The organism is Klebsiella spallanzanii (genome assembly GCF_902158555.1).
Lineage (GTDB): Bacteria > Pseudomonadota > Gammaproteobacteria > Enterobacterales > Enterobacteriaceae > Klebsiella > Klebsiella spallanzanii.
The window spans coordinates 28,770-50,447 of record NZ_CABGGS010000044.1 but is presented as its reverse complement, the minus strand read 5'-3'; the positions used below and the strand labels follow the sequence as shown (position 1 = coordinate 50,447).

21 protein-coding genes are annotated in these 21,678 nt (G+C 54.3%); 5 read left to right on the top strand and 16 right to left on the bottom strand.

Annotated elements, in window-relative coordinates; translation table 11 throughout:
• Nucleotides 1-29 precede the first annotated feature (29 nt).
• Together FN082_RS22955 and FN082_RS22950 are read right to left on the bottom strand one after the other, a co-directional pair.
• Nucleotides 30-1,955, bottom strand: coding sequence for a putative bifunctional diguanylate cyclase/phosphodiesterase (locus FN082_RS22955; protein WP_142982433.1), 1,926 nt, complete (start codon nucleotides 1,953-1,955; stop codon nucleotides 30-32).
• A gap of 10 nt (nucleotides 1,956-1,965) precedes the next feature.
• Complete coding sequence (locus tag FN082_RS22950) at nucleotides 1,966-2,463, bottom strand: molybdopterin-dependent oxidoreductase (RefSeq protein WP_142982432.1); 498 nt, start codon at nucleotides 2,461-2,463, stop codon at nucleotides 1,966-1,968.
• Nucleotides 2,464-2,765: 302 nt separating this feature from the next.
• On the opposite strand from FN082_RS22950, the gene shiA reads away from it, so the two are divergent.
• Both shiA and FN082_RS22940 read left to right on the top strand, forming a co-directional pair.
• Nucleotides 2,766-4,091 carry a shikimate transporter gene (gene shiA, locus FN082_RS22945; protein ID WP_139536441.1) on the top strand — a complete coding sequence of 442 codons (1,326 nt, stop codon included), beginning with the start codon at nucleotides 2,766-2,768 and terminating at the stop codon, nucleotides 4,089-4,091.
• A gap of 16 nt (nucleotides 4,092-4,107) precedes the next feature.
• A complete protein-coding gene (locus FN082_RS22940) occupies nucleotides 4,108-4,839 on the top strand; it encodes a lipoyl protein ligase domain-containing protein (protein ID WP_142982431.1) in 732 nt (243 codons plus the stop codon).
• Here the strand turns inward: FN082_RS22940 and FN082_RS22935 are convergent.
• A complete protein-coding gene (locus tag FN082_RS22935) occupies nucleotides 4,832-5,749 on the bottom strand; it encodes a LysR family transcriptional regulator (protein ID WP_139536443.1) in 918 nt (305 codons plus the stop codon). The genes FN082_RS22940 and FN082_RS22935 overlap by 8 nt on opposite strands.
• Nucleotides 5,750-5,862: 113 nt before the next feature.
• On the opposite strand from FN082_RS22935, the gene FN082_RS22930 reads away from it, so the two are divergent.
• Nucleotides 5,863-6,252, top strand: a complete 390-nt coding sequence (locus tag FN082_RS22930) for a tautomerase family protein (RefSeq protein WP_139536444.1) — start codon at nucleotides 5,863-5,865, stop codon at nucleotides 6,250-6,252.
• On the opposite strand, the gene FN082_RS22925 is transcribed toward FN082_RS22930, so the two are convergent.
• From FN082_RS22925 to FN082_RS22900, 6 genes are all read right to left on the bottom strand, one after another.
• A complete protein-coding gene (locus FN082_RS22925) occupies nucleotides 6,249-7,253 on the bottom strand; it encodes a LacI family DNA-binding transcriptional regulator (protein WP_139536445.1) in 1,005 nt (334 codons plus the stop codon). The two genes, FN082_RS22930 and FN082_RS22925, sit on opposite strands and share 4 nt — an antisense overlap.
• A gap of 123 nt (nucleotides 7,254-7,376) precedes the next feature.
• A complete protein-coding gene (locus tag FN082_RS22920) occupies nucleotides 7,377-8,318 on the bottom strand; it encodes a sugar phosphate isomerase/epimerase family protein (protein ID WP_139536446.1) in 942 nt (313 codons plus the stop codon).
• Nucleotides 8,315-8,764 carry a PTS sugar transporter subunit IIA gene (locus tag FN082_RS22915; RefSeq protein WP_139536447.1) on the bottom strand — a complete coding sequence of 150 codons (450 nt, stop codon included), beginning with the start codon at nucleotides 8,762-8,764 and terminating at the stop codon, nucleotides 8,315-8,317. The genes FN082_RS22920 and FN082_RS22915 overlap by 4 nt, the downstream gene beginning before the upstream one ends.
• 24 nt (nucleotides 8,765-8,788) lie before the next feature.
• Entirely contained in the window at nucleotides 8,789-9,799 is a 1,011-nt protein-coding gene (locus FN082_RS22910; RefSeq protein WP_139536448.1) for a Gfo/Idh/MocA family protein, read from the bottom strand.
• Between the two features lie 23 nt (nucleotides 9,800-9,822).
• Complete coding sequence (locus FN082_RS22905) at nucleotides 9,823-11,247, bottom strand: sugar porter family MFS transporter (RefSeq protein WP_139536449.1); 1,425 nt, start codon at nucleotides 11,245-11,247, stop codon at nucleotides 9,823-9,825.
• 380 nt (nucleotides 11,248-11,627) lie between these two features.
• The gene (locus FN082_RS22900; protein WP_139536450.1) at nucleotides 11,628-12,359 is read right to left on the bottom strand and encodes an HPP family protein; all 732 of its coding nucleotides are present in this window, start codon (nucleotides 12,357-12,359) and stop codon (nucleotides 11,628-11,630) included.
• Between the two features lie 188 nt (nucleotides 12,360-12,547).
• On the opposite strand from FN082_RS22900, the gene FN082_RS22895 reads away from it, so the two are divergent.
• Entirely contained in the window at nucleotides 12,548-13,657 is a 1,110-nt protein-coding gene (locus FN082_RS22895; protein WP_142462755.1) for an adenosylhomocysteinase, read from the top strand.
• A 114-nt stretch (nucleotides 13,658-13,771) separates the two neighbouring features.
• On the opposite strand, the gene cobS is transcribed toward FN082_RS22895, so the two are convergent.
• The 7 genes from cobS to dacD all read right to left on the bottom strand — a co-directional run bounded on the left by cobS (nucleotide 13,772) and on the right by dacD (nucleotide 20,002).
• Nucleotides 13,772-14,512: an adenosylcobinamide-GDP ribazoletransferase gene (cobS, locus tag FN082_RS22890; protein ID WP_139536452.1), complete on the bottom strand. Its 741-nt coding sequence runs from the start codon at nucleotides 14,510-14,512 to the stop codon at nucleotides 13,772-13,774.
• A gap of 56 nt (nucleotides 14,513-14,568) precedes the next feature.
• Nucleotides 14,569-14,790 (bottom strand): bifunctional adenosylcobinamide kinase/adenosylcobinamide-phosphate guanylyltransferase, encoded by a 222-nt coding sequence (locus FN082_RS22885; RefSeq protein ID WP_139536453.1) that lies wholly within the window; start codon nucleotides 14,788-14,790, stop codon nucleotides 14,569-14,571.
• 192 nt (nucleotides 14,791-14,982) lie between these two features.
• A complete protein-coding gene (locus FN082_RS22880; protein ID WP_004103624.1) occupies nucleotides 14,983-15,318 on the bottom strand; it encodes a DUF496 family protein in 336 nt (111 codons plus the stop codon).
• A 168-nt stretch (nucleotides 15,319-15,486) separates the two neighbouring features.
• On the bottom strand, nucleotides 15,487-16,545 hold the full coding sequence (locus FN082_RS22875) for an FUSC family protein (protein WP_139536454.1): 1,059 nt from the start codon (nucleotides 16,543-16,545) through the stop codon (nucleotides 15,487-15,489).
• Nucleotides 16,546-16,643: 98 nt separating this feature from the next.
• On the bottom strand, nucleotides 16,644-17,117 hold the full coding sequence (gene sbmC, locus FN082_RS22870) for a DNA gyrase inhibitor SbmC (protein ID WP_139536455.1): 474 nt from the start codon (nucleotides 17,115-17,117) through the stop codon (nucleotides 16,644-16,646).
• Nucleotides 17,118-17,243: 126 nt separating this feature from the next.
• Nucleotides 17,244-18,680, bottom strand: coding sequence for a capsule assembly Wzi family protein (locus FN082_RS22865; RefSeq protein WP_142982430.1), 1,437 nt, complete (start codon nucleotides 18,678-18,680; stop codon nucleotides 17,244-17,246).
• A gap of 155 nt (nucleotides 18,681-18,835) precedes the next feature.
• The gene (dacD, locus tag FN082_RS22860) at nucleotides 18,836-20,002 is read right to left on the bottom strand and encodes a serine-type D-Ala-D-Ala carboxypeptidase DacD (RefSeq protein ID WP_180349486.1); all 1,167 of its coding nucleotides are present in this window, start codon (nucleotides 20,000-20,002) and stop codon (nucleotides 18,836-18,838) included.
• 180 nt (nucleotides 20,003-20,182) lie between these two features.
• Between dacD and sbcB the strand changes: the two genes are divergently transcribed.
• Nucleotides 20,183-21,607 (top strand): exodeoxyribonuclease I, encoded by a 1,425-nt coding sequence (gene sbcB / locus FN082_RS22855; protein ID WP_142982429.1) that lies wholly within the window; start codon nucleotides 20,183-20,185, stop codon nucleotides 21,605-21,607.
• The last annotated feature ends 71 nt before the right edge of the window (nucleotides 21,608-21,678 follow it).

The window sequence follows — 21,678 nt, the reverse complement described above, 5'->3', positions numbered from 1 at the left end:
CTAAAATCGTCCGTATAAAAGAAAACGTGTTATTTATTATCTGCGGGATTAAGCGGCCCAGGCTTACCGATCAAATACCCCTGCACCAGGTCGCAGCCTAATTTACGTAACGACTTCAGCTGTTCTTCTGTTTCAACACCTTCGGCCACAATACGCATATGCAGACTTTTACCCATGCTGATGATCAGCCGCACAATGTCCAGGTCATCTTTCTGACCGGGAATATTAACGACAAAAGAACGGTCGATTTTTATCTTATCAAACGGGAAGTAGCTTAAACGCGACAGTGACGAGTACCCGGTACCAAAGTCATCAATGGAGATCTGCACCCCAAGCTCGCGCAGTTGGCTAAGGATCTCCAGCGAACGGGTATTTTCGTTAAACACATCGGACTCGGTTATCTCCAGATCCAGGCGATACGGGTCAAGCCCGGTGCTTTTCAGTATGGATATAACGGTATCGGTCAATGAGCTGTTAATCAGCTGAATAGGCGAAACGTTAACCGAGACCTTTAGCGGCGAAGACCAGCTGGCAGCCGTCTCGCAGGCGGTTTTCAGCACCCACTCGCCCAGCGGATTAATCAGGCCAATTTTCTCCGCCACCGGGATAAACTCAGTGGGCGGAACGCTGCCGCGTAGCGGATGAAACCAGCGTACCAGCGCTTCGTAGCCGTATATTTCGCCATTAACCGCATCGGCAATCGGCTGGTAGTAAACCCTGAACTCACCTTTATCAAGCGCCTGCACCAGATCGTCTTCAAAGGATTTGTTCTCCTGCTGGCGCTGAAGCATTCCCGGGCGAAATATCTGTACGTTGCCGGTACCCTCTTTTTTGGCTTCATACAGTGCCAGGTCAGCGCACTTGTAGAGATAATCGGTGCGACTCTCCCCATCTGAAATAACAATCCCGATACAGGCGCCAATATGGATCAGCGAATCATAAATCTGGTACGGCTGGCTAATCTTTTCACGGATAACGTTTGCCCGCTCAAGCGCCATCTCTTCGCTTAAGTCGTGTGAAACCAGGGCAAACTCGTCCCCGCCCAGCCGATAGAGCGTTTCTGACGTTTTGCGAAAGAATGAGAGACGACTGGCCAAATCCTGCAGCAGTTTATCCCCGGCATCGTGCCCCTGGGTATCGTTGACGTCTTTGAAATTATCCAGATCGAACAGCATCACCACTGCCGAACCGTTATAGGGTCGCACCTGGTTGACGACTTCCTGCAATCGTTGCCAGAAAGAGAGTCTGTTAGGCATACCGGTTAACGAATCATGATAGGCATCGTACTGCAACCGACGGTTCTGCACCTGCAGCTTCTCTTTGGAAACCTGAAGATCGTTGGCCAGCAGTTTCATGCGCACATGGGCACGACGCAAAGTATTATTCTGTCTTAGCATCAACAGACCAAGCGTAATACTGAGAATAATCAGCAGGATAGAAATAGCCGAATAGATGTAATACAGATTCTGTATTTTATCGTGGGTCAGGTTAACAATATTAATATCCTGGGCAAGCGAGGTTGATGCGATAGACGTCATCGGCCCGTCCAGGGTACTCATCTCCTGCAGCACGGTTTTTAGCTGCGCGGGGCTCATCGTTTCCAGTTGCTTATCCAACTGGTTCAGGAGACGAATTAAACTATCGACCGTCGCCTTACGCTGTTGGTCCTTACCAATAAACTTTCCCAGATCGCCCTGCTGGAGTAATGCTATCTGGCTCAGCATAATCTCCAGGCGCAGACGCACCTCATCGCGGTTGCTGCCCTCCACTCCCAATCCCATCGCACTTAATCGCGCTTCAAGGCGCATGTATTCGGAGACTATCTGGGACACGGACCACGAATCGGTATAGCGAGTTAATTTTTGTAGCTCACTTTGCCGCTCGTGTACCAGATAAGTAATGTAACCGGTAACAATGAAAAGCGACAAAATAATGGCAGTGAGTATTCGATTCAAGATCAAACCCTTACTCAATTATAATCTTAGAAACCTGCCAGGCCGAACGGGAATAATAGATCTGATTCTGCAATTCCGGGCTACTGTCATACGGGTATACAATAAATAAAGGCCCTTTATCGCGAATGCGCATATATTCGCCGTTCATTTTTAAAGCCAAAATTACCGGAAATTTATGAAAGTCATCAAGCGGAACGATCGTCGTATAATCGTTAAGCGCCAGCACCCTGGCCGATTTGCCTTTCGCGCCAACTAAATCCATGAGTTTACTGAGGGAAACGCCGTCAAACCGGACCTTTCCCGAGTACCATGGGGTGGTTGTCACGACCGTTTTCAGGCCCAGTTTTTCTAATGCCGCAACGTCAAAAACGGCAGTATTGCCCTCATTCGTATTACCAATCAGGCCAGAAATAGTTAAAACAGGTTTGCCCACAGGCGCTGGCAGTTTTTCTGCAAAAGCGGAAGGCAAAATCATGGCACAAAATAAAGCTGCAAAAATTAAACGCATTTAACTCACCCTTCCGAATCTGGAGATTAGTTAATTGTAAACCATTTAAGTCATTTCTTAAAAGCCGTCCTCATTAGGTGCAAAAATTAAAATTAAAAACAATAAGCGAACTCTGAAGCTCACATTCTGAGCGCTTCAGTGAACCACCGTCCTCCCCTCGGGCATGCGCTTTATGCCTTTAAAAGCGCCAGGCAAGTAAAAATCTTTTCTCTTGTCCGTCTGCGCGGTAGTCTCAATGCAGGCGCAAATCTGGAAAGCGTCTCATTCCAATAATTAAAAACTCAGCAACAGACAGGACAGGTATGGACTCAACGTTAATTTCTAACCGCCCCGGCAAGGAGGCATGTTCGCTCAATCGCGCCCGCAGGGCGGCCTGGGGTAGCTTCGCAGGAGCCGTGGTCGATTGGTACGATTTTCTCCTCTATGGCATCACCGCCGCGCTGGTGTTTAACCGGGAGTTTTTCCCGCAAATCAGCCCGGCGATGGGGACCCTCGCCGCCTTTGCTACCTTTGGCGTCGGGTTCCTCTTTCGCCCGCTGGGCGGCATTATCTTCGGCCATTTCGGCGATCGCCTCGGGCGCAAACGCATGCTGATGATGACCGTCTGGATGATGGGGATCGCCACCGCCTGCATTGGCCTGCTGCCCTCGTTCAACCAGATTGGCTGGTGGGCGCCGGTTCTGTTGGTTCTGCTGCGCGCAGTTCAGGGGTTTGCAGTTGGCGGTGAATGGGGCGGCGCGGCGCTGCTGGCGGTAGAAAGCGCACCGAAAAATAAGAAAGCGTTCTACAGCAGCGGCGTACAGGTAGGCTACGGCGTAGGGCTGCTACTCTCAACCGGCCTGGTGTCGCTGATTAGCTCATGCACGACCGATGAACAGTTCCTCAGTTGGGGCTGGCGGCTGCCGTTTTTGTTTAGCGTGCTGCTGGTGCTCGCGGCGCTGTGGATCCGCAACGGCATGGCGGAGTCTGCTGAATTCGAACAGCAGCAGCGCGAACAGCAGGTACAACCCAAAAAACAGCGTCTGCCGGTAGTGGAGGCCCTATTCCGCCATCCGGGCGCGTTTTTAATGATTATCGGTCTGCGCCTGTGTGAGCTGCTGACGATGTATATCGTCACCGCCTTCGCCCTTAACTATTCGACGCAGAATCTCGGTCTGCCCCGAGAACTATTCCTTAATATCGGCCTGCTCGTCGGCGCCATCAGTTGCCTGACTATTCCCTGCTTCGCCTGGCTGGCGGACCGCTTTGGGCGACGTCGGGTGTACATCACCGGAGCGCTGATCGGTACGCTTAGCGGTTTCCCATTTTTTATGGCGCTCGAAAGCCAGTCCTATTTTTGGATCCTGTTCTTCGCGCTGATGCTGGCGAATATTGCGCACGATATGGTGGTTTGCGTCCAGCAGCCGATGTTTACTGAAATGTTTGGCGCCAGCTATCGCTACAGCGGAGCTGGGGTCGGGTATCAGGTCGCCAGCGTCGTCGGCGGCGGCTTTACGCCGTTTATCGCCGCCGCGCTGGTCACCTTCTCCGGCGGCTCCTGGCACAGCGTTGCCATCTATTTAACCGCGGGCTGTCTGCTTTCCGCCCTGACGGCGCTGTTGATGAAGCCCAGCCGCCACGCCGAATAGTCGTTAAGGAGATATCATGGCTCAGGATCCCTGCTGGCCGACGCGCTTTAGCCACCCGCAGCTGCCGGTTCACTACTGCGCCGATCCGACGCTGGCTGAACAACCGCTGTTTGACCGTGCTCGCGACGGGGAAGCCGTCGCTCAGCTCTGGCAGGCTCCGCAGGGGTTTGTGGTTCCCGGAAGCTACCGCAAATTTGCGCAACTGTCGGCGGTGAGCGAACTGTTTTCCCGGCAAGGATGGCCGGTCTGGCTACGCCGCTCCGGCGGCGGGCTGGTGCCGCAGGGGCCAGGAATTATCAATCTCAGCCTGGCCTGGCCAGTTTATCAATCGCTGGGCGAAGCCGCAGAACCCATTTATCTTTTCCTCTGCGGCCTGTTACAGCGAACGCTGGCGAGCTTCGGCGTAGCCAGCCACTTTCAGGCGGTCAGCGGTTCATTTTGCGACGGTCGCTATAATCTGGCCTGCGGCGAGGGCGAGCAGGTGCGGAAAATCGCCGGTACGGCTCAGTACTGGCGACCCATGCCGGAAGGTAAAGGCCACGTGGTGCTCGCTCACGCGGTAATATTACTGGACGCCGATCTGGCCTCTGCCCATCTGGCAGCCAACGATTTTGAAACCCGACTCGGCAGCGGGCGACGATATCGCGCCGATAAAACCGTCACGCTGGCGAAGCTCATCCCGGACGAAACCGATTTGCTCCTCCGTTTTCGCGAGGCGCTGGCGCAGCAGCTACAAAATATCAGCTGAAGGTCGCCTTCAGATAGCGGCTAAAGGTCTCTACCGCCCGCGATACGCGCGGCGTGTAGGGACGGATAACGTAAAGACTTTCCGCAAACACATCCACCGGTCGCCAGCCCGGTAGCAGCTCCTGTACCAGCCCACGACCAATGGCGTCTCTGGCGCTAAAATCCGGCAACAACGCAATTCCCAGCCCCGCCAGCACCGCATCGCGCAGGGATTCGCTATTATTGGTGGCAAACGGCCCTTGTACTTTTACACTCACCCGTTCATCGCCGCGCTCAAAGGTCCAGTGCGGGCTTTGCGGCCCACGCGGATAGGTCAGACAGTGATGCTGGCGCAGTTCATCAGGTGACTCAGGCCTGCCAAAACGGCGAATATAATCCGCCGAGGCAACCACCAGGGTCGCCGTCCGGCACAGCGGCCACGCCACGTGAGTCTCCGGTAGCAGTTCCCGGCGACAGTGGCGAATAGCGAGATCAAATCCTTCGCTGGCCAGCGATACCAACCGGTCGGTCACCTCCAGCTGGAGATGAAGCTGCGGATGCTGGTGTAAAAAAGGTGTGATCGCCGGGACCAGCTGCTGGCGCGAAAAGGCGACCGGCGCGGTCAGGCGCAGCGTTCCACGTAGCGGCCCGCCCTCATCGTCACAGGTGCCGGTAAAGATCTCGCGGATCTGCCCAAACGGCTCGTTAAGCTCCGCCACCAGCCGCAGGCCGTCATCGCTTAAGGTGACGCTACGGGTGGTTCGATGCACCAATGTCTTACCGGTTACCCGCTCCAGCTCGCTAATTTTCTGGCTAATGGCCGATTTGCTCACCGCCAGCTTTTCCGCGGCGCGGGTATAGCTTTTTTGTTCCTCCAGCACCGTAAGCCAGTACAGATGGGTCCAGTAAATTTCCGGGCGGATCTCGCTCATATCGATTGTTCACATAGAAAAACAATGAGTTCAAATATAGCGGTTTTTACCTGAATCAGCATTGGTTAGCATCACTTCACAGACCGTTAATCCGACAATAAGGACCATCTGCTATGCCATTACTGACGTTTGATATCATTGAAGGCCGTACCGAAGACGAGATAAAAACCCTGCTGGACGCGGCACACCGCGCTGTCGTGCAAGCGTTTAAGGTACCGGAGCGCGACCGCTACCAGATTGTTCACGAAAACAAAGCCCACCACATGATCATTGAAGATACTGGCCTGGGGCTGATGCGAAGCCGGGATGTGGTGGTGGTGAGAGTCTATACCAGCCCGCGCAGCGAAGAGCAAAAGCAGCTTTTCTATGCCACCCTGCAGGCTGAGCTACAGGAACACTGCGGGTTAAGCGGCGATGACCTGATGATCTCGGTGATCAGCAACCACAAAGGCGACTGGAGCTTTGCCCGCGGAGTAGCACAGTACATCACCGGCGAGCTCTAACCCTGGTGGCGATGCGACTGGCGCACGATCGGTTCCCCGGTGCGCCACGCCGCCGCCAGACCTTCGGTGGCATCGATTAGCCGATTCAACGCCTCCTCAACCAGACACTCGCGTCGCTGATCGTAGGTAGTCAGCTGCCATTCCGGCGCCGCCGCCTCGTCGATATTATCGAAACCGACAATACCCATCTTTAAATCGCGCTCTCGCAGCGCCTGCAGTGCGCCAATCGCCAGAATATCGTTTTCGCAGAATAAGGCGTCGACCCGTTCGTCTGCGGGCGTCGCGTCAAGATAGTCGCTCATCACCGTATATCCCCGGGTACGCAAATATTGTCCCGCGACCAGCAAGGTATCAAGCCGGCAGCCCGCTTTCTCTAGCGCCGCCTGGTATCCCTCCATCCTCATTAAATGGTGCGAGGCGGTATCCGGCCCTTTCATATAGCCAAATGTACGATGCCCCTGAGCCAGCAGCAGCTCGGCAATCTGCTTTCCAGCAAGCATACCGTCAATGTTCACCACCTGGATTTCCGGGTTCTCGGTATTACGGCCAATCTGCACTAGCGGTACGCGATGAATTTCAGTCGCAATAGCAATCAGTTCTGGCGTCAGCACCGTTGCCATAAACAGAATACCGTCGACCTGAAGCTGGTAAGCCAGCGCCATCGCCGTGCGGGTGTTTTCCTGGTCGGTGACGTTTATTACCAGCGCCATGTAGCCGCGATTTTGCAGCTGGCGGGTCACTTCGTTAAGCAGCAGCACCATGTTGGGATTGCGTAGCTCGTCTACCGCCACACCGATGATATGGGTTTGTTTTTGCGTCAGACTGCGTGCCAGCAAATTTGGCCGATATCCCAAAGTATTGGCGGCTTTCATCACCTCTTCTCGGGTTTTTGGCTGGATGGAGGCCCCGGGGGTAAATGCCCGGGAAACGGTCCACTTTGAGACTCCCGCCAGTAACGCAACGTCGCTGGCGGTCGCTTTTTGTCGTTTAGGGGCGCTCATACTCGGTTTTAACGTTCCTGATAAATAACATCCAATAGAACGTAAAATACAGCAAGATAGAATCTGCTCAACAAAAAACGCGCCGCGTTCTCCCGCCCCCCGGAGGGAAAACGCGGCCCGTTGTCACTGACTTAACGTTGCGTTGAGGGCATCAATCGACGTCCGCAGCCCCGCTTCAACGCTCATTGTCAGGTCCTCCATCTCCAGCGACACATAGCCGTTGTATCCGGTCATGCGCAGCACCGAGAAGAACTCTTTCCACCACTTCAAATCCTGTCCGCAGCCAACCGCCACGTAGTTCCAGGTACGACTTTTGGTTTCCGTCACCGGCTGATACTCCAGCAGGCCATCGACATCCGCCAGCCCACGCTCAATACGCGCGTCTTTGCCATGGACGTGATAAATCACCCCTTCCAGCTTCCGGGCAGCGGCAATCGGATCGGCCCCCATGGCAATCAGATGCGACGGATCGAGGTTCATCCCAATAATGTCGCCAACCGCATCGCGCAGGCGCAGCAGCGTGCTTGGGTTGTACACCAACTGACTGGGGAACTCTTCGAGGGCAATCTGCTCAATGCCATGCTCGGCCGCATGACGGGCAAAAGCCTGCCACCACGGGATGGCAACCTCATTCCACTGGTAGTCGACAACGCCTGGCATATAGTCCGGCCAGGAAACCGTTGAGGTTATCCAGTTAGGGATTTTATCGTCCGGGCCGCCGCCCGGCAGACCGCTCATCATGACAATCTTTTTCACGCCGAGCTTCGCCGCCAGCTCAACAGTACGATAGCTGCTGGCGGTATGCTTCTCACCCAACGCACCGGGGGCCAGCGGGTTACCCGAACAGTTCAGCGCGACGATTTCGATTCCGCGTTTTTCCAGCTCCCCGCGAAACGCCGCCAGCTTAGCCGGAGAAGCCAGCAGTTCCTCGGTTTTAACGTGCGGACAAGGCGACCAGCCGCCAGCGGTCATCTCCACGCCGCTGATCCCGTACTGCTTAACGCGGTCAAGCATTTCGGGGAAAGCCAGGTCAGCAAGAACATCAGTACAGAGTGCCAGTTTCATAGTCTATCCTTCTTAAATGAGTGACCTTCGAGGATCTGCATAAACGCGTCTTTGCTGTCGGCGCTGGCCAGCAGCGTTGTTTTCACTTCATCATCAAGCAGGTCAGCCAGATCCGCGATAACATCAATGTGTTCGTTATTTTTTGCCGCCACGGCGACCACCAGGAAAGCTACCTTGCCTTCCCCCCAGCCCACGCCATCCGGAAACTGAAACAGCTGGAAGCCGGTTTGCCGTACCAGGTCAATGCCCTCTTTGCTGCAGTGAGGCATCGCCACGCCCGCCCCGAGCCAGGTAGAGAGCACCTTTTCGCGCTCCACCATCGATTCAAAAAAGCCTTCGCTGACGTAGCCGCTGGCCTGCAGGGAGTCTGCAGCGATACGCAGCGCTCTTTTCTTTGAATTCGCCCGACAGCCAATAAAAATATCTTCTTGCTTAAGGGTTAACATGCGCCTCTCCCGTACGTTAAAGGGTTAGCGATACAACGCCGGGCATTCAGGCAGAGAGACGGCATGCTTTTCGCCATCCGTCAGCGAAGCCAGCCCGGCATCGCACACCATCGCCACCACAAACCCATCCCAGGAGGATGGCCCGGTCATTTCCCCCCCTTCATTCACCCGGTCAACAAAATTCTGCACCTCACGGTCGTAAGCGGTAGCGAAACGTTCCATGCAGGTTTGGGGGATTGCGCGGCTATAGCCTTTCGCCGAACGGGTCGTAGTGAGCGCCTGCTCGGTCAGCGCGCTAATGGCGTTTTCACCAATCACTTCACAACGAATGTCGTAACCGTAGTCACAGTTCACAAACAATTCATCATCGATGCGTACGCCAGATTCGGTTTCAAAAATCACGATCAGCGGATCCTGCAGATGCGCGCAGGCTCTGTGCGTTTTCTTACGCGGCTTATCCACGCGCACCGATACGATATTTTCGTTGAGCAGATAGCGAATAATGTCGATTTCGTGGGTAGCCGAATCGTTAATCGCCATTTCCAGGGTGTAGCTCTCCGGAACAGAGGCGTTGCGGTGGGCGCAATGGATAAGCAAAATCTCACCCAGCTCGCCGCTGTCCAGAGTCGCTTTAAGCTGGTTATACCCCGGGTCGAAACGGCGCATGAATCCAAGCTGCAGCATACGTTTACCGCAGGCCACTTCAGCGTCGATAATCGCTTTGGCTTCATCAGCGGTCGGGGTCAGCGGCTTTTCGCAAAATACTGGCTTACCCGCTTTAATCGCCGCCAGTATTTGCTCTTTGTGAACCGGACCAATGGAACAAATAAAAACGGCATCCACGTCGTCCGACTGAATCATCTCCACCGCATCGTAATAAGCCTGTGCGCCATATTCGCGGGCAATAGAGTCGGTCACGTTACGATTGATATCGCAGACGGCGCTGACTCTGGCGTTCTGAATAACCGACTGGAAACGCTGTAAATGGTCGCGACCAATCATACCCAAACCAATTAAACCGATATTCACTGTCATATACATTCCTCCATATTTCTAAATCAGAATCTGAATTTTTGTTCAATCTGTTCAAGGGTTAACCCGCGGGTTTCCGGTAGGAATTTCACCAGCAGAATCAACATAATGACGTTGGTACCGGCGAAGAAACCGAAGGTCATTCCACCGCCATAGTTGTTAAGTAAAATCGGGAACACGGACTGAATGATGAAGTCAAAAATCCATAGCCCGAATACCGCAAAGCCCATTCCCAGGCCGCGCATCCGCAGCGGGTAAATTTCAGCGAGCATTAGCCAGAACACCGGAGCAATCCACCCCTGCATAAAAGTCAGGAACACCAGCATCAAGGCAAGAATGATGTAGCTGGCGCCGGCAAAGTTGGCCTGCAGGCCGCTAACACCATCAACGGTTTCCATATGGAAGAAGAGTTTGAAAGAGAGGCCGATCAGCACCAGACTCAGCGTGACGCCAATCTGCCCGGTGAAGAACATTTTGCGCCGGGAGTGTCTGCCAATCAGCAGCATCCCTAACAGGGTCGCCAGGATAGAAACCACGCCGTTGGCCACCGCGCCGGTTACCGCCGCCGCATCGCCCAGACCGGTAGCCTTCAGCACCGTCGGAGCGTAGTACATAATGGTGTTGACCCCAGTGACGCGTGTCGCCAGCACGATCATCAGGCCAATTAAAATCAGCTGTAGCACCCACCTCTTCTTCAGCTCATCAATAAACCGCCCCTGGATAGCGCCTGCCTGGCTTACCTGCTGAATATCGCGGATCTCCTGCTCCACCTCTTCCGGACGACGAATGGTTTTCAGCACCGCAACCGCTTTGTCGATTTGCCCCTTACGCACGAAGAAACGCGGAGACTCCGGCATTACCAGCATGCCTATCCACAGCAGTGCCCCGGGCAGCGCCGGGATCGCCAGCATTAAGCGCCAGTTGTGCGACATGTCAGGGTAGAAATTGACGATGGAGGCATTAACGGAGTAGGCGAGAAATTGCCCGGTGACAATCATCAGTTCATTGACCGTCACCAGCCGTTCACGCTGGGAGGGGCGGGCGAGTTCGGAAATATAAATCGGCACCGTCACCGATGCGCAGCCCACCGCCAGGCCAAGGATAAAGCGGGCGATAATCATCGATGACATATCCCACGCGATAGCGGTACCGAGCGCGCCAAAGATAAAAATAACCGCAACCCAGAGGATATTTTTCCGCCTGCCCTGCCGGTCCGACAGCCAGCCGCCGCCCACAGAGCCGATTGCAGCGCCGAATAATAAGAACGATGTCACCAGCCCTTCCTGCAATGGGCTGAGGCCAAGATCGTTCTTCATAAAAATCAGTGCGCCGGAAATAACCCCGGTGTCATAACCAAAGCACAAACCGCCGATGGTAGAGACAAGGGTTATTAATCTGATTTTCTTATCATTATCTGTTTTACGACTTTCAGTTATCACATGATCGGTCATTTTGTTGTCCTGTCAGGGATGAGCGTTCTATCGTTTTGTTTTTATGAATAAAAAGATCACATTGCCAATGCAGAGACAGCAGGTTCTGACATCGGAAATCAGTTGCACACCTCTTTGCACCCGGGTGCATAATTTAACAACTTTGTTATACGCTTACGAATTAAAAAATCCATATCAATTTATTTTGGAATTTTCATTTCGTTAAGGGCGTCAACTTTTTGCTCATCAAATGGACGATTTTCTCGATCGCAATCACGATCCAGAGAGTTTTGTAAGTACAGGGCGTGAAGAATTGCCTGACTCGGCGATGGGTCGGGAGGAAGTACAATAAAAAAGGGAACGCGAAGTAAATTCACGTCCCCTGGTGACAGGAAAGAAAATCAGGAGCGTCGCGTGCTGGCAATCCGCAGCCTGGCTTTCTGCTCGATATTCTCCAGCAGCTCCTGGACGTCGTCTTCGTCAATATCGAGAAACTGGCCGTCCAGCAGCGCCGCGTGAATATCTTCTCGTGTTACCGCCAGGCCAAGCGGTACCGTTTTTGCCTTCACCTCTTCCGCTGCCAGCGGATGCGGATAGCGTCGTCCAACCAGATTATTGAAGACAATCGCCAGCAGCGCCAGCATCAACGAATTGAGCAATACCGGGGTCAGAACAAAGTGGTAGCCTTCGCTCTGCACCCCCGCACCACCGAGGATCGCCGTTAACGCCACCGCCCCTCCCGGCGGATGCAGACAGCGCAGAAAGTACATTCCGGCGATCGCTAACCCTGCCGCAACGCCGCAGGCTAGCGCAAGATCGGGTATCAATATGCCCACCGTCACGCCAATCAACGCCGATAGCACATTGCCGCCGACTATCGACCACGGCTGGGCTAGCGGACTGCTCGGAACACCAAACAACAGCACCGCCGATGCACCCATTGGCGCGATAAACCAGAGGTTGACTTCACCTAATAGCCAGTGGCTGAACATACTGGTTACCGCCAGCCCTGTTCCGGCACCGATCGATGCCAGGACAATGTGTTTTCTGGCGACCGGTAAGGCATGCGGCTTAAGGCGGCCGAGGAAAATGCGGATCCGCGAAAAGAGCGATCCGGGCAAAACGCTTAACATCGTACAGCTCGCTTACGTCATAATAAGAACTTATGTTTCATTTTCTTTTTTTAACCATAATTTAACAACCATGTCTTTATCGTGGCTTTACGGTATTCATTTTGTGAATATAAAAAATTTACACGCTACGTTAAAATCACTCTCCCCGTCGGGGTATCACCTATTCTATGGATTGAAGGTCAACCACATTGAATAACAAAACAAACTTAGAGAAAGAAGTGGCATGGGCCAGTCAGAATATGCCGCGCACCCTGCGCCAGGTTGCCGCCCTGCCCGACCTCAGCCAGGTCCGCCTGGCCTGCTGCATGCATCTTGATATGAAAATGATCCCGCTGGTACAAGGGATCCTGGAGAAAGGCGCTAAAGTTTTCCTCACCACCTGTAACCCAACAACCGTGCAGGATGACGTTGTCGCCTGGCTGGTGGAACGCGGCGCACAAGCCTGCGCATGGCGTGACATGAGTGATGTCGACTGGCAGCACTCATGGGAAAAAGCGATTGCCTGGCGGCCGACGCATCTGTGCGAAATGGGCGCGGATATTACCACCCTGCTGCATCAGCGTGGCGAGTTCGGCAACATCGTGGCCGGGCTTGAAGCGACCGGCTCTGGCGTCAGTCGCCTGGGTGATATCCGTCCCGGCTATCCGATTTTTAACTGGGATGATTTACCGGTTAAAGAGGGGCTGCACAACCGTCATATGGTTGGCCTGACCGCCTGGCACACCTTCTTCCAGACCACTCACCTGACCCTGCACGAGAAAAAAGTGCTGGTCATCGGCTATGGTCTTGTCGGCCAGGGCGTCGCGGCGGCGGCTAAGGCTTTTGGCGGTCAGGTGATGGTAGCGGAAATCGATCCCGCGCGTAGATTACAGGCGGCCTACGATGGCTGGCACGTGGTTGAATTGCAGGAGGCAATTGCCTCGGCAGACGTCGTTGCCACGGCAACCGGCGGTAAGAAAGTGGTCAACAGCCGGGCGCTGGATAAGGCCAAAGATGGCGTGTTCATCCTCAACGTCGGGCACGTGGCGGAAGAGATTGACTGCGAGTACCTGCGCCAGTTCAGCCATGAAGAGGTGATGCCATATATCAACGCCTACCGGATGGGCGATAAAACCGTCTATCTGATGGCTAACGGCTCAATGCTCAACCTGACCGCCGGTTTTGGCGATAGCCTGAACGCCTTCGACGTGACTCTGGCGGTAATGGCCAGCGGCATTCAGCATATCGTGACCGAGGGCATGAATGCGCCAGCGGATGTTTATCTGCTGCCGCAGAGCGTGTGGCAAAAAGCGCTGTAGGCGTATGCGCTGAACAACTTCCCGGAGGCGGCGCGATGCGCCATGTCCGGGCTACCGGCCCTGGACAACGCTAAACCCGTAGCCCGGTCAGCGCCACCGGGAAGAAAGCAATTCCTATAGCAGCGCCAGCAGAAAAATCACTTCCCCCAGCTCAATCGCCGCGCCTAATGTATCGCCGGTTTGCCCGCCCAAAGTACGCTTCAGCGCCTGACCCAACGCCCAAACCAGCACCAGCGTAATGATAGCCGCCAGCAGGCCGTTGACGCCAAGCAGCAGCGTCGCCAGCGCCAGGGCAATCGCCATGGTGATCAGCGTCTGACGCAGCGTGATTTTACCGATAAACAGATTGCCCAGCCCCTCTTCACGGGCATAGCGTTGACGATACATCAACAGCACCGCCATCCCCCGGCCTACGGCGCAGGCCGCAGCCAAAGCGGCAACCGACGACGTACCGCGTAGCGCAACTTCGCTCACCACCAGCACTTTAGCAACCAACACAAAAATCAGCGCCAGACCGCCGTGGGTTCCCAGGCGACTATCTCGCATAATCTCCAGCATCCGCTCGCGGCGACGGGCAGAGAAGATACCATCACAGGTATCCGCCAGACCGTCGAGATGAAAACCACCGGTCAGCAGCGCCAGCGCCAGTACGCCGAGCAGTGCGGCAAGCGGACCGCCGCACCAGGGCTGAAGCAACATCACCACGACGCCGCCGATGGCCCCTAGCAGTAATCCGACAAAAGGAAAAGTAACGATACTGCGTTGATATTGTTCTATTTCCAGCCCTTGAGATAAACGCGCCGGAACCGGCAGGCGGCTAATGAACGATAATGCGGCAAAAAAAGACTTAATCATTGAAAGATGACTCCTGTCGATAAACCTCACGGCCAGCGGTTATTCATCACCGACCGTTACCCGATGTATCCACGCTGCTGTGGCGCGGAAAAAGACTGGCAGCGTTCTTCAAGACGCCAGTGGGCAAGCCGGGTATCGCGGTGGTGTTGAATACGTACGGCAATTTGGTTGTCGGAAATCCGGGAGGTAGCGATGTAAATAGCCGAAACGAAAGAGTTGAGTAGAGATTCGGCATTACGCCGTTGGTCGCTAAGCGCACCACCGGTAATCAGTATCATCGCGGCGGCACCTGTTGCAGGGACAGCATGAGATAAACCCTTCCGATATCAATATGTTTACGGCGGAAGTATACCAAATTCCAGGGGAAAGATTCAGCGTCAGACGGACTGTTTTACTCAAGATTTGCGAGATGGTGCAGGAACCGGGGAGAAACTCCGGCAGCGGGAGCCACCGGAGCGCTAAAACGTGGATTACTCGGCAGATTTATCTTCTACTTTCGCTTCGCCCATCGCTTTCAGCTTTTTAGAGATGTCGCGACGCTCTTTGGAGATCTCGGCATTCTTGATGATGTAATCATCAACGCGGTCTTCGTAATCGCTCTTCATGCTGGCGATGATGCCCTGGATAGCTTCAACGCTCATGCCCGGCTTGATGTAATCGCTGAGGTTGTCCAGCAGCAGTACGCGCTTCTGGTTATCACGGATCTTTTTCTCAACGTCCTGAATTTCACGCTGCAGTTTGTTCTTACGACGGTACAGACGAACAAACTCCAGTACGTCCTGGAAAGAAGGCTTAGTTGTTTCCATTTTTAATACCCCTAATATTTGAGATTCGGATTCGCTAAAGCGACTGCTACATAGGGCTAACATAACTGTTAGCAGCCGCTGATGACAATGTTTTTCCTTTGCCTCTATCATAACCCTAAACGCTGCTGAATCGAAACAAGCGATAGGAAAACCCCGCGTGTCTGGTCTTTATTTACGCAATGCCCGGCAGATTAAATGCGACAGCAGTTCAAGCTGACGCGCCAGCTCAATAGTTAGCCAGACATAACCATGGATCGGCGTTTCGGAGAAATTCTCATCCTGCTGCTCTTTGATGAGCTGGCGCAGTTCGGCAACAATTTCGTTCAGCTTTTCATTATTAGCAAGAATCGGCTGTGGGTTCCCCTCATACAGGGCATGGGCAATGGTCAGCAGAGTTTGTTGAGTCATTTGCTGGGTTTCGCGTAGCGTATGGGCATTAAGCATCACGAAGTGACCAGGCCTTGAGGCCCAGTAAGCATTGATTTGCAGCTCCAGCATACACACCAGATTGCGGCTGACGGTCTGAATCGCCTCGAAGATGGATTTCTGGATATGCGTTTCTTTGCTGGCCGGGGTGATTAATCCACGCATTTTGACGACGTCGTTGAGCACCCTTTGCAGATGCTTCTCCAGACGCGGGCGTTCAACGAGATTCGGCGAAAATCCGGCCTGATAAAGCCGGTTGAAAGCAGTGACGTAGCTTGCCATCTGGATGCGCCAGTGCAGAAACGCCCGTTGCGGCCAGATACCCGTAAACAGCATTGCCAGCAGAGAGCCAAAGATAACGTCGCCGCTTCGCCAGAGCGCGGTATTCATATCCCCCGGAGGCGCACCAACCACCACCGCCAGCGTAATACCGATAAGCAGCGCCTGGTAAGGCTTTTTACCCAGCGCCAGCCAACCGCAAAGGAACATCGCTGCCGCGCACCACAGCAGCATGATCGGCAGAGAGATAAGCTCCAGCTTTAATGCCACCAGCCCGAGGGCCGAACCGAGAATGGTGCCGCCAATGCGCTGAAACGCACGCGGCACTACGTTCCCCCAGAAGGAGATTGGCCCCATCACCACCACCAGGGTGATAAGAGGCCAGGTCCCTTCCGGTACATTCAACAAGCGCACCAGCATAAAGGTGAGCACGAAGGCCAATGCGATTCGCACGCCATGAACGATGCGATAATGGCGATACAGCCGAATTTCGAATGGCTTAAGTGATTTATCCGCGCGCACAACCGACTCCGACACAACGAAAACGCCAATTGTAACTGCTTTTTCGCCGCAAGCATCACGCGAATGTAAGAAACCTTGTCCACTGAGGGGACAAAGCCTTAATTCACCGAAGGCTCGACTGCAATGTACATCTCGATATCCCAGTAGCCATCCTTATCACCGTCGTTAAGATAGACTTCAAAACAGGGGTCCATCGTCATCTGATACTCTTTGCTTTGCATCAGGCTATCGAAGAACTGACACCACGGCGTCTTGAAATCAAAATTTTCGACTCTGGCGCGGGCGACAGCATAATCTCCGGCGGCGATTTCAGTCATCATCACACCTTCGCTGTTAGCGGGGAGCTCATAGCCTTCCGCCACCGTGACGGCAGTATCGCAGCGCAGTTTTTCCGCCGGGACTTCATCAGGGTTATCGTAATAGACAGCAACCCACTCCTGCGCCGGAACCTGGCTGTTATCAACCCACATCATCAGCTGTTCAAAGCCCTGCTTTACCGTTTGTTCCCAGGGACCGACCAGATGAAACCCAGCGATCTTTCTTTTGCCCACGGATTTAACGTTATAGTCCATGCTACCTCCATCGTTGATAAAATACTGTATAGATATACATATAATCTAACAGTACTATCACCCATAGTATGTGCGGTTATTCACAAAATCGCGCGTGAAAAAGCCTAAAAGCCAGCCATAAATCGATTATAAATTGAACGGCAGCTCAACACCGATACTGGCGCCAAGATCATCGCTGGCGCTGTGATTAGCATCGGTGTACCAAAGGGAGGTATTCAGACGAACCGTCGGCATCACGTCACCGCTCCAGCCCAGCTGTACGCCTTTGAGCGTGTCGGCGCGCGGGAAGGCTTTATTAATCCGCTGGTTTTTCGGGTTCACCTCGGCGTACACCAGACGCGCGCTCCAGCGCTGGTTCTCCTCGGTCACCAGCTCCACCTTACCGGCATACAGACGCCCATCGCCGCCCATCGCATCGCCCAGCGGATAACCCTGCTGGTAGTAGCCATCTTTGTAAATAAAGTGGTTATAGATGTAGTTGGTACGCCCCATATTCGAGCGGGTATCGTGGGCTTCCAGGTACCAGTTGACCGCATTGCTGTTCCACTGATGATGCCCTTCCACGCCGCCAAGATAGAGATGCGCCGAGGGCAAATACCCGGCTTCATCTTCGCCGATCATCTGACCGTAAATACTCACCGGCCAGCCCAAAGTTGGCTGAAGCTTCAGTTTAAAATCGAAACCTGCCAGCTGGTTGCCGGGATCCTCGGCCGATTCGCCGGTGTTGTCATTGCCGGTGATACCGTCCCAGAAGCTGCTGAACGAGGAAGGTCGCCCTTCTCCTCCCCACTGCATAATGCGCGAAGCACCCAGCTCCAGAGAGGTCAACGGTGAAAACGTCAGGCGACCGCCGAATATTTTGGTATGCGGTACGGCGGCATACTGGTTCATCTGGCTGGCGGAAAGTTGATACTGCCACGGACCAATCCAGCTTAGCCATGACGTCTCCGGTGCGCTCTGCTCGGCACGCTGTAGCAGAAAACCGGTCATCGGTCGCGCGGCATCGGAACGAATCAGGCTGCCCTCATAGCCCGGCCCCCACCACTGCGGGATCTGCCCGAACGCCAGCCACTGGTTCCACAGTTTTACCGCACCGTATGCGCCGTTGGCGTTAACGTTAGAACCGTTGCTGATACGCTTGTCCCCTTCAACGTTGCCCTGTAAGTGCAGATCCCACCATTCACCGCTGTTATTCAGTGCGAGAGAAAGGGCCTGATCGGCAGGATAAGATTGGGCAAAACCCTGTGGGGTTCCCGGCTTATCAGTGGAGCTATAGCCGGTGAGGCGCACGTCGGCTTTGAGCGATCTTAATCGTTCATTCACCCGACTCAGTACCACCCGCTCTGCGGATGTTGTCGGATGAGCGTTAGCCAGCGCCCGGTTAATCTCCTCCTCGCTCAAAGGCCAGGTCGACAAGCTTAAAGAGAGGGTTCCGCGGTCGGATAACCAGGCTAAATCATTGCGAAATTCGTTATCGGCCAGAACCAGGCCAGAGGCAAAGCAAGAGGTGCTAAAAACGGCGAACAATCCCAGAGAAAGCGCACTACGCGCGAAATATTTCATCTTCCCAGCTCCATTTTTGGGCGCAAAAGCGACAGGCTATTTCCTGAACGGTGACCGGGTAAGGTAATGGATTGAAACTAAACGAAGCACCAACCGAAGTGGCATAATAATCAAACAGCTACGAGATGCCGCTCCAGAACGGAGCGGCAGGAGAGTTACAGTTTCTGATGCAAATAATCGCTAAAACGTGAGAAAACACCGCCCTTGCCGACGCTTTCCAGCGTCACCAGCGGCCAGTGGGCCACCACTTTATCACCATCATAAAGCGAGATTTCACCGACCCGCTGATGGGCGGCAATAGGTGCTTCCAGCACTTTGTTATTCAGCACATATTTTGCTTTGATGCGCGAAACCTCCGACTTCGGTAGCGCTAACCAGAAATCCTGATCGGTGCCCAGCTTAATCTGCTCCTTATCGCCATACCAGATGCGCTCAATCCCGACCTGCTTGCCATCCTGCAAAACCTGGACGGTATCGAAGTTTTGCTGGCCCCAGTGCAACAGCTTCGCCGCCTGCTGTTCACGTCCTTTCGGGCTTTCGGCCCCCATCACCACCGCAATCAGCCGACGCTGGCCGTCTACCGCCGAGGCGATCAGATTAAATCCAGCCCCGGAAGTATGGCCGGTTTTCAGGCCATCAACGTTCATGGTTTTATCCCACAGCAGGCCGTTGCGGTTCTGCTGGGTGATGCCGTTCCAGGTCAGGCTTTTCTGGCTATACATATGATATACGTCCGGCTCGCCGTGAATAATCGCCCGTGAGAGCACGGCCAGGTCGTAGGCCGAACTGTGTTGCCCCGGCGCGTCCAGGCCGTGAACGGTTTCGAAATGGGTATCCTTTAAATGCAGTTTTTCCACGTAGCTGTTCATCAGCGCAACAAACTGCGGCTGACCGCCCGCAACGTAGTCCGCCAGCGCTACGCAGGCATCGTTGCCAGAATCAACGATCAGCCCGCGGCTTAAATCACGCACGCTGACCCGGTCGCCGGGCTTCAGGAACATCAGCGAAGATCCATTAAATACCGGGTTACCCTGTGCCCAGGCGTCTTTGCCCACCGTGACGATATCGTCGAAGGTGATGCGGTGGCTGTCGATCGCGCGGTCAACCACGTAGCCGGTCATCAGTTTGGTCAGGCTGGCGGGATTACGCTGTTGATGTTCGTTACCGGCGGTCAGGATCTGGCCGGTGGTATAATCCATCAGGACCCAGGAACCGGCCTGAATGGAAGGCGGCGTCACGTTGACGGGAAAATCATTGGCGGCAAATGCGCAGGAAACGCTCGCAGCGAGCAAAGTTACAGCAATAAACAAACGGCCTTTCAACGGCATATCCTCTAAATTGACAGATTCGCCGTCCTTTTTACGGAACTTCTCGTTTCATATCAGGGTTTAATTGCAAGAAAATATGACACCGACGGCGACAAGTGGGGCCGATTCCCTTCTGATGCCCAGGCAAATCGTTTACCATGATGGCTGCTCGCCACCAGGGATAATGAACAGATTATGCAAGATAGCGCCAACCAGCCCGGATTTTTGTTTCACGATTACGAGACCTTCGGTACCAGTCCTTCGCTCGACCGACCGTCTCAGTTTGCCGCCATTCGCACCGATGAAGATCTGAACGTTGTCGGTGAACCTGAAGTATTTTACTGCAAGCTTGCCGATGACTATCTGCCTCAGCCGCAGGCGGTGATGATAACCGGAATAACGCCGCAGGAAGCTATCGCTAAGGGTGACAACGAAGCCGCCTTTGCCCGCCGCATTCACGATCTGTTCACGGTGCCGAAAACCTGTATCGTCGGTTATAACAACGTGCGCTTCGATGACGAAGTGACACGTAACATCTTCTATCGCAATTTTTACGATCCTTACGCCTGGAGCTGGCAGCACGACAATTCTCGTTGGGATCTGCTGGACGTGATGCGCGCCTGCTATGCGCTGCGCCCGGAGGGGATCAACTGGCCGGAAAATGAAGATGGTCTGCCAAGCTTCCGCCTGGAGCATCTGACCGTCGCCAACGGAATCGAGCACAGCAATGCTCACGATGCGATGGCCGACGTTTACGCCACTATTGCGATGGCGAAACTGGTCAAAACCCAGCAGCCGCGCTTGTTCGACTATCTTTATGCCCACCGCAATAAGCGCAAGCTGGCGACGCTGATTGACGTGCCGCAGATCAAACCGCTGGTGCATGTTTCCGGCATGTTCGGCGCGGCGCGCGGCAATACCAGCCTGGTGGCCCCGCTGGCGTGGCACCCGGATAACCGCAACGCGGTGATTATGGTCGACCTGGCCGGAGATATCGCTCCCCTGCTGGATCTGGATGCCGATACCCTGCGCGAGCGGCTGTATACGCCGAAAAGCGAGCTGGGCGACCTGGCCGCAGTACCGATTAAGCTGGTGCATCTCAATAAGTGCCCGGTGCTGGCGCAGCAAAACACTTTACGCCCGCAGGATGCCGACCGGTTGGGCATCAATATTCAGCGCTGTCTGGATAACGCCCAGCGGCTGCGGGCCAATCCACAGGTACGCGAAAAAGTGGTGGCGATTTTTGCCGAAGCAGAGCCTTTTGTGCCGTCTGAAAACGTCGATGCGCAGCTCTATAACGGCTTTTTTAGCGATGCCGATCGCGCAGCGATGAAAATCGTGCTCGAAACCGAGCCGCGTAATCTGCCAGCGCTGGATATTACCTTTGCCGATAAGCGCATTGAGCGCCTGCTGTTTAACTATCGTGCGCGCAATTTTCCCGGCACTCTCGATGAAGCCGAGCAGCAGCGCTGGCTGGAGCATCGTCGTCAGGTATTTACACCGGAGTTTTTGCAGGCCTACGCCGATGAGCTGCAGATGCTGTATCAGCAGTATGCGGATGATAAAGAGAAGCTGGCGCAGTTGAAGGCGCTGTGGCAGTACGCGCAGGAGATTGTTTGATTGGGAGAAATTCCCGGAGGCGGCGCTTGACGCGCCTGTCCGGGCTACTCGTCTGATAGATGGTAGCCCGG